General features: G+C 70.2%; 9 protein-coding genes and 1 pseudogene. All 10 read right to left on the bottom strand.

Annotated elements, in window-relative coordinates; genetic code table 11:
- Positions 1-2 precede the first annotated feature (2 nt).
- Positions 3-539: a phage baseplate assembly protein V gene (locus AB0N07_RS38175; protein WP_365843298.1), complete on the bottom strand. Its 537-nt coding sequence runs from the start codon at positions 537-539 to the stop codon at positions 3-5.
- Between the two features lie 46 nt (positions 540-585).
- Complete coding sequence (locus tag AB0N07_RS38170) at positions 586-1,725, bottom strand: hypothetical protein (RefSeq protein WP_365843296.1); 1,140 nt, start codon at positions 1,723-1,725, stop codon at positions 586-588.
- The gene (locus AB0N07_RS38165) at positions 1,718-2,071 is read right to left on the bottom strand and encodes a hypothetical protein (protein ID WP_365843294.1); all 354 of its coding nucleotides are present in this window, start codon (positions 2,069-2,071) and stop codon (positions 1,718-1,720) included. The genes AB0N07_RS38170 and AB0N07_RS38165 overlap by 8 nt, the downstream gene beginning before the upstream one ends.
- 10 nt (positions 2,072-2,081) lie before the next feature.
- Positions 2,082-2,768 carry a hypothetical protein gene (locus AB0N07_RS38160; protein WP_365843292.1) on the bottom strand — a complete coding sequence of 229 codons (687 nt, stop codon included), beginning with the start codon at positions 2,766-2,768 and terminating at the stop codon, positions 2,082-2,084.
- The gene (locus AB0N07_RS38155; protein ID WP_365843291.1) at positions 2,765-3,466 is read right to left on the bottom strand and encodes a hypothetical protein; all 702 of its coding nucleotides are present in this window, start codon (positions 3,464-3,466) and stop codon (positions 2,765-2,767) included. Before AB0N07_RS38155 ends, AB0N07_RS38160 begins: the two co-directional genes overlap by 4 nt.
- A 37-nt stretch (positions 3,467-3,503) precedes the next feature.
- Positions 3,504-10,118, bottom strand: coding sequence for a DUF4157 domain-containing protein (locus AB0N07_RS38150; RefSeq protein ID WP_365843290.1), 6,615 nt, complete (start codon positions 10,116-10,118; stop codon positions 3,504-3,506).
- The gene (locus tag AB0N07_RS38145; protein WP_365843288.1) at positions 10,115-10,411 is read right to left on the bottom strand and encodes a hypothetical protein; all 297 of its coding nucleotides are present in this window, start codon (positions 10,409-10,411) and stop codon (positions 10,115-10,117) included. The genes AB0N07_RS38150 and AB0N07_RS38145 overlap by 4 nt, the downstream gene beginning before the upstream one ends.
- A complete protein-coding gene (locus tag AB0N07_RS38140) occupies positions 10,402-12,351 on the bottom strand; it encodes an ATP-binding protein (protein ID WP_365843286.1) in 1,950 nt (649 codons plus the stop codon). Before AB0N07_RS38140 ends, AB0N07_RS38145 begins: the two co-directional genes overlap by 10 nt.
- A 5-nt stretch (positions 12,352-12,356) precedes the next feature.
- Positions 12,357-13,214, bottom strand: a complete 858-nt coding sequence (locus AB0N07_RS38135) for a DUF4255 domain-containing protein (protein ID WP_365843284.1) — start codon at positions 13,212-13,214, stop codon at positions 12,357-12,359.
- Between the two features lie 84 nt (positions 13,215-13,298).
- Positions 13,299-13,550, bottom strand: a pseudogene (locus AB0N07_RS38130) (hypothetical protein); the annotation flags it as partial.

The raw sequence follows: 13,550 nt of genomic DNA, 5'->3' as shown, positions 1-13,550 counted from the left end.
TGCTAGCGCTTCGACCGAACGGTCAACTGGCCCTGGTTGATGGTGACGTGGTCGCCCTGCAGCAGGATTTCGGCGCCCGCTCCGTTCGCGATGACGACGACTTCCTTGGTGATGCGGATATAGGCACCGCCCTGGGCCTGCAGCAGAATCCCCTGCTCGGCACCGGCGGTGTCGTCCATGACGATCTTGTGCGCGCCCGGTGTCTGCACGACGACCGGTTTGCTGGGCGAGTTCGCCTGCAGCGCACGCCGCGCGTCGGGCGGCAGCTCTTCGGCGGCCCCGTACCAGCACCCGGTCCACACCGGGAAACTGGGATCCCCCTGCTCGAACTCCACCCACACACCGGCCCCCGGGGCCGGCACCACGAACTGCCCGGCCTGAGGCCCGGTGAACGGCAGGCAGGGCAGCGCCCAGGTGGACGGCTCGTCACCGAGGACGTCCGGGACCTCGACGGTGATACGGCCGATACGCAGCGGGTCGTTGTTGTCCACGACCCGGCCGCGGAACTTGCCGAGGTAGCGATTGTTGGGTGCCGCCATGCTGAACTGCTCCTGGTGGATGGGACGTCGGGGTGTCTTCGGGTTGTCACGGCCGTACGTAGTCGCTACGGGCCTCCAGGCCTTCCCTGGAGAGGGTGAAGTTCTGCTGGAAGGACCCCGGGCGCAGGTTGTGCGTGACGGACTTGACGTAGTAGTCGCCGTCGTACGCCCGTCCCGAGCCGCGCACACCGACCAGTTGGCGTGGCTGCAGGAGGTATCCGTGCCGGTTGACGTCGAGCGATCCGGATCCGGAGACGACGTCCGCGGAGACGGCGGCCCGGGCCAGCAGCTCGGCCTCGGCCTGCTCGCGCTGCTGTTTGGCGGTGCCGGAGAGGGTCTTGCGCTTGAGGGCCGGGGTGGGCCGGCGTCCGAGGGGCGGACGCAGCGGACTGATCGGCGGCTGGGGAAGGAGGGTGGACACGCGGGTCCCCGGATCCTGCCAACGGGCCTGCGGCTCTTCTCGCGCAGTCCCGTCGTACGCGAAGGTCAGCTGATCGACGGTCGTATTGGCGTCCATGTTGACGTTGAGGGCGTGCTGACGGATGCCGAGACGGACCTCGGGGCCCCAACGGGCGGAGGACTGGCCGGGGTTGGGCCCCGGTTCGAGATAGAACGTGTAGCCGTTGGCACGTGCGAGATCGGTGACGTATTGAAGGTCCGTACCGGTCTGGTAGTGCACCCGCAGGTCCTGATGCGGCGGCTGGGCGATCTTCTCGGCGTAGACATCGGGCCGGATGCCGTAGTCGGAGTAGCGGCGCAGGATGCTCAGCACCCGCTCGGAGGGCGGCAGGTTGGGATACCGGACGGTGCGCTCCTCCAGGTCCAGCAGCAAGGTCAGGTCCTCGCCGGTGACGGTGAGGGTGGAGTGGCCCGGCTGATTGCTCGCACCGACCTCCTGACGCACGACGAGCCCGTCGAAGAGCACGTCGGTGGTGCCGCGGACGCTCACGGTGACGATGATCCGCGTCTTCGGATCGAAGAACCCCTCGGGCAGCAGCCGCTGGTTGATGATCCCGGTCTTGGTGAGGTCGAAAGCGAGCTGGAACCCGCTTCTCTCCCCCGCGGTGGCGGTGATCTGCGCGGACAGCAGTGCCTCGGTCACCTCGGCCGGCACGGGCTTCACGAGCTTCGGCCCCATGAGGAGCGTGATGTGGACGGGGCCCTGCCCGACTGGCTGCTCAGACACGCCGGTGTCCCCCCGGCTCGGGAATGTCGACGACCCGCCCGGCCTCGTCGGTCAACTCCCGTGGATCGAGTACGGGGTTGGCGTCGGCGATCCGCCACCACTGGCCGGGGTCGCCGAAGTAGCGCTGGGCGAGCAAGTCGGGTCGCTCCCCTGCCCCCACGACATGCTCCTGGGTCTCCTGGGCATCGAGCGGGGGCAGCAAGCGACGTTTGGCGTAACGGACTTCGGTGCCGTCCTCCCGGACGTGAATGCCGATCTCGGCGTCGTGGTAGCGGCTGGTGCGCGGGTACGGGTGAGCGCCCGGTATCGCGCTCAGGGCACTCTCGTAGGACTCGATGTCAGCCATGCTCGCGGTCTCAGCCCCTTCCACTCAGTACATCGGCACCCGGCAGCCCGAGGGCCCCGAGACTCCCGCCGCGCGCGGCCGCGGCGAGCCGCTCCTTCTGCGCGAGGTGGGCCATGTACAGATCGGCGCCACGGTGCCCCGCAGGCAGATCACTGACGGTGAGGATCTTCATCCCGATGCTCAGCGAGGCCCGGATCGGATTGAGATTCACATCGAAGGCGGACTCATTGACGGAAAGCTCGGTGAGCCGCACGGGCATGACCCGCTTGCTCCCCCACGTGAACAGCGTCAACGGCATCTCGATCGGGCTGATCTCGATGGTCCCGTTCTGCGCCAGCCGACTCGCGGCGCGCAGCTGCGCGGTGGTGGGCTGCACGAGCATTTCGAGCGTCGCGAGCTGCGGGTGGATGCCGTCGGGCGCCGCGATCTCCAGCTGATCGGTGGCGTCGATCTCGGCGGTGAACTTCCAGGTCTCCTGCGCCGGCCCCTTGAGCCGAAGCGCCTCGTTCCGGTCCCCGCTGCCGGTACCACCGCTCCCCGCGTCACCGCTGTCCCCGGCGGACTGGGGGGCGATGCTGCGCTCCAGGGTGTCCGGGTTGAACTGCAGGACGATGATGCGCTGGGGGGTGCCGGTGTCCGGGTTGACGACGACTATTCCGGAGCGGATGGGTTTGGGGATGTCGGCGTAGCGGGTCACAGGCGGGCCTCCAGGCGGCTGATGAGCGGTGCGTAGTCGTACTGCGGGAAGGCCGAGGGGAAGGTCCGCAGCATGGCCGTGAGGTTCTCCCGATGCCGCCGAAACTCAAGACCGCGCAATTCCACGTCGACGAACAGCATCTGCCAGCCGAAGGCGCCCTTCGTCAGGCGCAGAGCCTCCAGATAAGCGCAGTAGTCGAGATCCATCCGGAGAAATCCCTGGCTATTGGTGTCCTCGTCGTACAGGTAGCGGTCCTGGTACCAGATCTCCAACCGATCCTTGTGCGGTTCGATCCGGATGTAGGCCGCCTCGCCCGTCGCCCTGACAGGAGCGAAGTCGATCAATCGCAGCTCCGACATCAGGGAGCGTTCCCGTTCCGAGGCAAGGTCGTTGTAGCGCGGAGCGTCACGGAGAAGTGCCCGGTAGAGGTGTGGGAGGCAGAACTCGCCGTGCAGCTCCAGCTCGGGGTCCACGCAATGCCATTGGCACGACAGGGACCAGAACCGCAGGGCGCAGTCCTTGAGTTCGGCGCTGAGCCGTACGTCCGCCCATTCCTCTTTCGTCCCGGACAGCGGGTCGAAGTCGGAGATGGGGAACGACCGGCTCTCCTGCTCGTCCGTCACCTCGAACAGGGGATTAGATTTCAGCTCCCTGATGGATTCGAGCTGCTGCTCTTCGCTTCGCGTCAACGCATCCATGTGTCCTGACCTTCGATAGGAGTGGGGCTTCCCCCGTTCAGAATTGGAGACGGCCTGCCGTCCTCAGCTGGAGCAAGCGCTTCTTGATCTTGTCCAGCTTGAACCTCTGGTTGTACGCCTGCAACTTGTTCACCATGTCGACCTCGTCCACGAAGGGCCGCAGTTTCACGATCGCCGTCATGTGCGAATCCCTGGCCTCAAGGGCGAGCTTGAGACGGTAGAGGTCCTTCTCCGTGTTGACGTTGATGGTGCGGTGCTCGGGAAGAGTCGGGGGCTTCTCCATGTTGGGAATGATGACTTCTTCCTCCAGCCCCATCTTGTCCCAGTGGGTATCACTCTCACCGCTGGTCCCGTCCTTCTGCTCGTACTTCCCCCATGCGGTACGAAGGCGGCTGGGGAAACCCGGAGGTTGGGTGACCCGGCCGTCCGGAGCGTGAAGTTCCGGGTGATAGGCGATCTCCACCTGATACCAGGCGATACGGCTCCCGTTCTTTATCCACTTGAAGGCGGGACCCTCGGTCGCCCGGAGTCTCATGTTCTGGTAGTGCCGCGCCGGCACGAGGTTCTGGTTCATGGTGTTGCCACCCAGTTCGGACGGCAGGAGATGGGTTCGGTCCCATTGTTCGCTGTCGTTCAGCGTGTTCTTGCCCAGGTAGCGAAATCCGATCGGATCGGGCGTCCGTGCGGTGTTCTTCGAACCCTCCTCAGCGGCGAATTTCGCGTTGAGGTACTGGGAAGTGAAGTCGCCGGCCAGCGCATTGTCCCGGAATTTCGGTGACTTGACCGGTGGCAGACCCTTCTTCCGGTGCGGCGCATTCAGCCAGTCCTCCGGCTTGGTCCTGTCACCCAGGTCGTCGCCACTGGCGTCGAAGCCCTGTTGCGGCGCCTCCGTACCGCCGATCACTCTGCCCTTCGGGTTGAGTTCAGCTTCGATCTCGAAGTGCGGCGGGTGATTCCGGGTCAGTGCGGTGAGCCGATACCAGATCCGGTACAGGTCGAGCCGCTGGAGGTGCCTGTTCCGGGCGATTCCCTTTTCCAGACTACTCCTTTCCTTCGGTTCTATCCGCGCGATGATCTTCTGCAGGCGCTCCTGCTTGGAGTCCTTCGAGTCCTCCTTCTTCTTGCGCCTGTCCTTGTCCCTCTTCGACTTGGGCCTGCCGGGCCTTTCCCTGTCGGGCTTGTTCTTGGGCCGACGGGGTTCGCGCTCGTCCGGTTTCGGCCTGCGCGGCTTGCCGTCCTCGTCGCCCCTGGGCTTCTTCGGGTCCTCGTCCTTGCCATGGCCCGGCTTCTTGGGTTCCTCGGTGTCCTTGGGGGACTTGGGCCTGCCCGCTTCGCCCTCCTTCGGCCTGCCCGGTTCTCCGTCCTTGGGCTTGTTCGTGCCCGGTGACTTCTCGGGCTCCTTCGGGCGCTGGGGGGTCTCGTCCTTCGGCTTGTCCGGGGTCGAGTCCTTGGGCTTCTCCGGGGCGGAGTCCTTCGGCCTCTCCGGAGTCCTCTCGGCGGGGGCCTTCGGTTCCGGCTCGGGCTTCGGTTTGGGCTTCGCCGTCGGTGTGGGGCGGGTGTCCGGCTTGTCGGAGGGCTTCCCCGTGGGGTCCTCCTTCGGGCGGGCGGTGCCGGGCTCCCCGGTCTTCGGGCGAGCCGAGGTGTCCGTGTCACCGGTCGCGGGCTTCCGCGCGGGGTCCTCCGTGTTTCCCTTCGGCCGGTCGGAGGCCGCGGGTGCGTCCTTGGGGCGCGTGGTCGGGCGGTCCGTCGGCGCCGTCTCCGACGGGCGTTCCCCGCGCGGAGCCCCCGCGTCCTCGGCTCCCCCCGCCGGCCGCCGGCCCGGGCCCTCGCCCTCCCGGCCACCGCGGCCGACAAGCTTGCCTGCGATGCCCTTCAGGCGGCGGCCCACCTTGGCGACGTACTTGCCGATGGCGTTCAGCAGGTACTGGTAGGCGAGTTCGAGCAGGGCGACGATGCCGGCCGCGACCGCCTTGGCGAACAGGAGGCCCGCGCCGCCCTGGCGGACCGCTCGCAGCCAGGACAGGACCGCGCCCATCGCGGTCAGGATCTGTCCGAGGGCGCCGATCGCCGTGCGAATCGCGTCGATGACGGCCATCACCCAACCGGCGCCGGGGATCAGCTTCGCGATGACCTTCGTGATGATGATCTCGCCGATGATGAAGGGGAGTTGGGGCACGACCGCGTCCCAGGTCTCCTTCACGATCCGTTCGAGGGAGAAGCCGCCCTTGATCAGCTTGTCGATGATCATCTGCGGGATGCCGAGGATCTGCTGGATCTTCTCCTGGAACCACTGCTTCACGGCCGTCTGGACCTCGCGGAACATGTAGTGCTCCGCGCCGTCGACCGCCGAGTTCTTCGCGCCGCTCAGCCAGCCGCCGGGGTCGTCCAGGAAGTCGATCGCGATCATCATGAACTCGCCGAGTGCGCCCAGGAGTTGGGAGGCGTACTGCAGGATCGTCTTGACCGCGTCGATGACCGACTTGATGACGTCCATGAGCATCTTCTTCAGGATGTTCAGGATGTCGCTGAGCATCTTGGCGAGCTCGTTGAGCAGGTCGGTGACGATCTGCTTCAGCTGTGCCGCGAGCCGGGTGACGAGGGCGATCGCCTGCGCGATCAGATCGGTGACGAACTTCCGTATGCGTTCGGCCAGTTCGATGATCGATTTGACCATGTCCACGGCGAACTGGATCAGGTCCTCGATCAGACTCTTGATCGTGTCGACGATGAACGACCGGGCCTCGTTGATCCAGCGCTCGACTGTGTCCTTGAAGTTCTTGATGAAGTTGACGACCGCGTCACGAGCGTCCCGGATGACCTGGACGATCGCGTTCTTGATCTCGATGACCTTCTGCTTGATCCAGTCGAAGGCCTTGGTGAGCCAGTTGCCCGAGTCCTGGGCCGCGTTGTCCGCCTTGCTCTTGGCGTCCGACTCGGCCTGGTCGCCCTTGTCCTTGATCTGCTTGTCGCTGTCGGTCTTCTGCTGCGTGACGTCGTCGTCGGTCTTCTTCTCGCGGTCCTGGACGTCCTTGCGGACCTTGTCCGTACGGTCGTTCTTCTTGTCGCCCAGTGTCTTCAGGGCCTGGTCCTGGTCCTTGCGCCAGCCCTCGCGCTGTGCCGTGACCTCGTCGAGGGTCTGCGACCGCTGGCCCGCCTGGTCCCGGGTGTTCTTGTCGATCTCGCTGCCGACCTGCTGCCGGTTCTTCTGCTGTGAGTCGCGGAAGCCCTTGTCCTTGGTCTGGCGGCTGTCGGACATGCCCTTCTGGCCCCGGCTGAACGCCGCCTGGAACTCGGGCCCCTTGTCGTGCTCGGCCACCGCGGAGGCCGCATTCGCGGGTACGGCACCCGTGGGCGCCCCCTCCGGCATCGCGCCCGGCGCGGCCTGAGTGCCGGGGACGTTCCCCTTCAGTTCCTCCTGCGGGGCATCGGGGTAGACCTGGTTCTCGCCCATCGAACGGCCGGAGTCGTCCCGTGCCGTGTCGAGCGTCTCCTGGCCCTTCGCGTCGACGGCGCCGCCCTGTTCGTCGGACGTCTGCTGGGCCGCGCCCTGCATCTGCACCCCGGGCGCGTTGCCCGCCTGGGCCTGCTTGAGGGCCTCGTCCTTGGTGGGCAGCCCGGCGAACTTGGCGGCCAGTTCCTGCTTGTCGACGTGGAAGCCGAGCTCCGAGGCGAGCCAGCCGATGCCGAAGCCCAGCGCCATCTTGAAGGTCTGCCAGCCGTCCGGCGGCTCGGCCTTCTCCGCCTCGATCTGCCCCTCGGGCTCCTTCGCACCCGTGACCTGGGCGTTCTCCTGCTGGGGAGCCTGGGATTTCTGCGCCGGGTCCTGCGAGTACCGGGCGGGCGCGTCGGTCTTCGGCTTGCCCTCAAGAGTCTGCGGAGCGCCCGCCGGACGCTGCATGGAGGGCGGCGCGGCGGCGAGTTGCTTGTGCTCGTCGCCCACGCTGCGGTCCACCGCACCGTTCACTCCGCCCATGGCCTGATAGGCCTGATACGGCTTCAGCGTGGCGGCCGTGCTCAGGCCCGCCTCGGGCGAGACCTGGGAGAGGTTCGGGGCGGGCGCCGAGTCCTTCTTGCCCTTCCCGTTGCCTGCGGGTTTGCTGGCGACGCCACCGGCCCGCGGCGCGCTCGCGGTGGCGGCCGCCGGGGCACCGGCCGGCGCCGGGTCCGGCTCCGGTGCGGCACCGATCGCATCCTCGGCCGCCTCTGCCGTGGCCGGCGTGGATGCGGGCCGGGCGGCTTGGCCGCCTGTCGGCTGTGCGGTGGCAGGCCGCGTGGTCGTGCTCCGGGCTGACATACCGGAGGTCGAGCCGCCCGCCCCGGGCTGCGCCGCGCTCTGCGCGCCGCTGGTCGCGCTGCCGGGCCGGTCCGCGTTGGAGCCCCCGGTGACCTGCGAGTCACGCGCGGCTGGTGCATCGGCGACGGCCTGCGTGTGCTCGGCCCCACCAGCAGATGTGGATCCTGAGGACGCGGAGGCGGTCTGCGGCGCCGCGGCCGTGCCGCCCGCCGCCTGCTGCGAGCCCTTCTCCTGGGCGGTAGTGGCCTGCTCACCCGCGGCCGGGGTGCCCTTCTCCTGCTTGGCCGCGCCCTCCTGCACGGCCCCGCCGCCGTCCGATCCGCCCGTCTGCCGGGCACCGGGGGCCTGCTGCACCGTGGTCTGCGCGGCGACGGGACCGGCCTTCGGATTGTCGCCGTTCTTCGGGTCCTTCGAGGCGGCGCCGACGTCCGGCAGTCCGGTGGCCTTCTCCTCCGGTTCCAGACCGGAGAACAGGGTGTCACCGGGACCGCCCACGGTCACGGGCGAGGCCGAGGGCGCGGGCTCGGTGGCCGGTGCTTCGGCGGTGTTGTCCTCGACGTCCGCCTGAGCCGCCGCGTCCTCGGCGTCCTCCGCGTCGCGCTCCGCCTGTACCTGGTCGGCCTTGGTCGGCGGGGGCGCCGGGAAGTCGGGCAGGGACGCGCCGGCTGTCTCTCCCTGGCCGGCCGTCGGCACCCCGGACACATCGGGGTCCTGCTGCGGCAGGAAGTCCTCCGGCTGGAGGTTGATGTCCCAGGCGCTGGGTTCGGCGCCGCCGACCTCCACCTCCGAGGTGCTGTCGGAGAGCGCGCCCTCGTCGTCGGCCGCCTCCTCGCTGCCGTCGAGGTCCTGGTTGCGTACGCCGTCCAGAGCGCTCGACGGTGTGGGCAGCGGGATGTCCGGGCCGGGCGCGGGCGAACCCGTCGGCCGGTCCGAGCCCCGCTTGTCCGCCTGCGGGATCTGCCGGCCGGCCGCGAACTGGTCTGCGACACCGGGCCGGTTGCGGGCTGCGGACTCCTCCGCGCCGGCGACGGGGACACCCTGCTCACCTGCGGCGCTCTGTTGCTGCGCCTGCTGCTGTTGGTCCTGCTCGCCCTTGTCGGCTTCCTGCTCCTGCGCCTGCCCGCCGCCCTCGGCGCCCTGGGACGCCTCCTGCTGCCCGCCGGCCGACGGCCCCGCCGACGCGGCGGCCGACGTGTCCTGCGCCTGCTGCCCGGCCGAGGACGAGGCGTCCCGCGACGGGGTCTCGTCCCGTACCCCGGCCGCCGGAGCCCCGCCGCCGCGCGCCTCGGTCCCCGGCCGCTGCCGCCGCTCCCGGGCGTCCGACTCGTCGCGCTCGCGCCGGGCGCGCGCCTCGGAATCGGCCTGCTGCTGCTCACGTGTGCCGCCGTTCGACGGGGTGCTTCCCGGGGCCCCCGCCCGCTCGGCCCGCTCCTTCTCCGGACCGGTCGCGGCGGCCGGCCGGTCCTGGTCGGCCCGGTCCTCCTGGGCCCTGCGCCGTGCGCTCTCCCGCTCGGCGCGCGCCTCCTCCGCCGTGTCCGGCTCGACGTCGGGAACATCATGCGCGTCGCGCTCCACCCGGTCGTCGGCGAAGTCGTCGTATGCCTCGATGTCGTCGACGAGGTCGAGCACCCGGTCGTGCTCCGGGCCGAGCAGCCGGCCCTCCAGGCGGGCGAGGACGCTGTCGAGCAACTCGGCGGGAAGTTCAGCCAGTTGGCGGCGGGTGCGCTGGGAGAGGTCCTCGGGGTCGCCGCGCAGCGAGCGTACGAGGGAGTTGGCGAGCCGGTCGACGAGGGTCGCCGGGTCGATCGCCTCCGCGCGCTGCCGGTCGGCGTCCACCGTCGCGTACCGCAGCCAGCCGGGGGTGGCCTGGCCCTCCTGGACCTGCGGGGCGGCCTCTTCCCGGACGGCCGCCTGCGCCGCCGTCTCCGCCTCCCGCTCGATCGCCTGCTGCGGCAGGCTGACGGCGCCCAGCTCGCGGCCGGCCCGCAGCGCGCCGAGGCCGTGCGGGTTCTGCACCGTGTGCTGGAGCTCATGGGTGAGCAGGCGGCGGCCCTCGTCGGTGCCGGGCCTGAAGGCGCCCTCGCGGAAGAGGATGTCCTGGCCGACGGCGACGGCGTCGGCGCCCAGCAGTTCGGTCAGCTGCCCGGCGTCCCGGCCCGTGTGCAGCCGTACCCGGCTGAGATCGTGGCCGAGCTGCTCCTCCAGCTCCCGTCGCAGGCCGGGGTCGAGGGGCTGTCCGGCGCCGCTGACGATGTTCTTCGGCTCGGGCGCACGGGACTTGGCGGCCCGCTCCTTGCGCTTGCGGCGCCGCTGCTCGGCGGCCTGCTCCGAAGCGGCGTCCTGGGTCCGGGAACTCACCGGCCCACCTCCCCGTGTCCGCTCAGTCCCTCGTGCACGGCACGCGCCAGTTCCTGGCCGAGGCGGCGCGCGGACAGCCCGGCGGGCAGCGGCGGCAGCCCGGACAGCGCGTCGACGGCCAGCGGGCCGTCGGCGGCCAGGGGCACTCCGTGCAGCCGTACGAGGCGCGTCAACTCGCTCTCGAACGCTGCCGACACGCGCTCGGGTTCGGCTCGGAAGCCGTCGAGCACCAGCTCGCCGACCTCGATCCGGATCGCCGAGGGCTCCCGGTCCCGGGAGGACGTCACACCCATCCGCGGACCTCCGTCGGCGTCAGCGAGCGCTCCAGCTTCAGGTACTCGGTGCGGGCCGCGGCCAGCATGTGCCGCATCTGCAGCCGGTCGCCCTCCTCGGCGGCGAGGAAGGCCCCGGACAGGGCGATGTTGCGGATCGAGCCGCCGGCGACGGTGAGCTGGGCGAGCAGGGTCGGGTCGATGTCCTTGACCGGGGCCTGTGGGGGCAGCACCCGGCGCCAGATCTCCGCGCGCTCGTGCTCAGCCGGGAAGGGGAAGTCGACGACGAAGCGGATGCGCCGCAGGAACGCCGTGTCGAGGGCGTTCTTCATGTTGGTGGTGAGGACGGCGAGGCCCCGGTAGGCCTCCATCCGCATCAGCAGATAGCTGACTTCCAGATTCGCGTACCGGTCGTGGCTGTCCTTGACCTCGCTGCGCTTGCCGAACAGGGCGTCGGCCTCGTCGAACAGGAGGAGTGCGCCGCCTCGTTCGGCGGCGTCGAAGACCCGGCGGAGGTTCTTCTCGGTCTCGCCGATGTACTTGCTGACGACCTGGGAGAGGTCGATGACGAAGAGGTCGAGGCCGAGTTCCTTCGCCATGACCTCGGCGGCGAGCGTCTTGCCGGTGCCGGAGCCGCCCGCGAACATCACCGTGACGCCGAGGCCGCGGCGCAGGGTGGCCGCGAATCCCCATTCCTGGTGGACGGTTGCCCGCTGCCGGACGTGCGCGACGATCTCCCGCAGCACACTCGTCTGCCGTTCGTGCAGCACCAGGTCGTTCCAGCCGGCCTGCGGTGCGATCCGCCGGCCCAGCTCGTCCATGCCGATCCGCGCCTCGTCGAGCCCGGCCCGCCAGGCGAGTTCGGCGGCGTCGTAGTCGTCCTCGTGCGGCAGGCGGCGGTGTACGGCGGCGGCCGCGGACCGCACGACATGCGGTGGCAGCTGGAACTGGGCCACGAGGGAACGGAGTTCGCCCTCATCCAGGCCGACCGACTCGAAAGCTCCTGCCCACAGGGCGAGTTGTTCGTCGTCGTCCAGCCGCGGCACGGTCACCCGGGCCCCGTACGAACGCTCCGAACGCAGCGGGTCCTCACTCGACACCACCACGGGTACGGCCGCCCCGGCCAGGAACGACTCGGTCGCCGCCCGCTGGTCGCGGTCCAGCTCGCCCACCTCGACGAGCAGCGCGGCGGGCAGCAGGATCGCCTCCCGCTGCCACAGCCGGGCCAGCCGGTCGCGGTCGGCCGGGTCGGACGGGACGTCCTCGGCGCTCATGGTGTACAGGCCAAGGCCCGCCCTGGCCGCTGCGGCCGCCGAGATGTCGGCCCGGCTGCGCAGGTCCCCGCCGGTCACCTCGACGATCGGCGGCACGCCGGTCTCTGCGCCCGTCGTCCAGCCCTCGGCGAGCCTGCTCGCGGCCAGGTCGTACGACGGTGTCAGCGCCTTCGGCACGGGGGTGCGGCGGAGCTGCCCGTGCAGCCGGGCGTCCAGATAGGGCGAGCCCAGCAGGAAGTGCAGGATCCGCTCGTCCAGCCGCAGCCGGGACGTGGTCAGCCGTGACTCGTCGTCCAACTCGACGATCCGCCACCGCCTCAGCGGCGCCACGGGGGTGAGCGCGCTCCAGTGCGGCTCCGCGAGGGCGGCGAGAGCGAGGGAGAAGGTCGGGTACGTCCGCTCCGGGTCGCCGGCGGCGGTGGCGCACCGGGCGGCGGCCGTGGGTTCCAACTCGTGGGCGGCGGCGAGGAGTACGAGGTCACGCTCGAAGGCGGTGAGGCTGAAGCAGGCGACGAGGGCGTCGAGGGGGGCGGTGTCGGGGCCCTCGGCGGGAACCACCTGGGCGCCGGGTACGCCGGTCTTCTGGCTGGACCGCGCCGCATGCGCGTCGACACGGGCCAGGACGCGCCGGATCTCCGCGGTCAGCGTCGTCCGGCCGCCCTGCGCGCCGTGCTCGTATTCCCCCATGCCGCTCAGTTCTCCGTGGTGTCGTCGTCGCCCTGGCGCGGGGCGGGCCTGGCCGCGCGGGGCGCCGCCCTGCGGGTGCGCGCGGGCGCCTTGGTGGTGGCCTTGGCGACGGTCTTCGCAGGAGCCTTCGCGGTCTTCTTGGCAGGTGTCACGGCGGGGGTGTCCGCCTTCTCGTGCACGACTTCGGTGGAGGCCGCTTCACTTGATGGCCCGTCACTTGCCCGCTGGGCCCCCGGAGGGACCGGTGCACCCGGCGCCCCGAACGGCAGCACCCGCACCTCGGGCCGCTCGACCGGCTTGCCCGGCACCGGGGTCTCCCGGCCGTCGATGAGGACGAGGGCCGCCTGGTAGCACACCGACAGGGTGTACGGGGTCTGGTAGAGCATTCCCCACAGTTTCGACGTCTCGTCGACGTCCATCACCGTCGGCGTGAACCGCACGCGCTGCGCCGACTCGGCGAGGTTGCTGCCCGCCAAGTAGGGCCGCTCTCCGGCGAGTTCGATGATGTCCTTGGGCAGGACCGGGATCTCGTGCAGGGTGCGCACCACGGAGCCGATCAGCCGCTGGCCGACCAGTTCCGTCTCGTCGCCGTACGCGGTGATCAAGAAGTTCAGGTCGAGTGCCGCGACGGGCCGCTTCACCAGGGTGCCGTCGGCCGCGCGCGTCGGCAGGTCGCTGTTGCGCAGCGAGGTGTCGGGCGTGACCTGGTACAGGAACACGGAGATGGTGGGCTCGGCCGGCGGATCGGCCGGCGGCTTGCGCGGCTCGACCTTGACGGCCATGTCGATCTCGGGGCCCAGGTTGGACTCGATCAGCAGGGCGAGGGCCTGGGTGACATGCGCGAGGGCAAGTGCGTTGCTCATGGCGTCAGTTCCTCGGTTCCTCTCGGCCTGCCGACCGGCTCACGGGTCGTCCCGCCGGTCGTGCTGCTGCTTCCTGTCGGCGGTTCACGGGCGTCCCCGCTCCAGGTACTCCGCGAGGCTCAAGGTGGCCGCGGGCCGGTCCTTGGCGGGCGCGCGCTGCCGTCCGCCGCCGGCCGGCATCTCGCCCGCCGTCACTTCGAGCCGCCCGATCTGCACCTGCACCACCTGCTCGGTGGGCCGGGACGGCCGCCGGGCCGCGGCCTGCCGTACGGCGTCGCGTGCTGCCGCCGTGGGGGGGGGGCGGGGGGGGTGGGGCGATGGTGATGTCGATGGCAG

It is taken from the genome of Streptomyces sp. NPDC051172, assembly GCF_040682555.1.
Classification (GTDB): Bacteria; Actinomycetota; Actinomycetes; order Streptomycetales; family Streptomycetaceae; genus Streptomyces.
The sequence above is the reverse complement of the archived record's forward strand: the minus strand, read 5'-3'. Positions and strand labels throughout refer to the sequence as shown.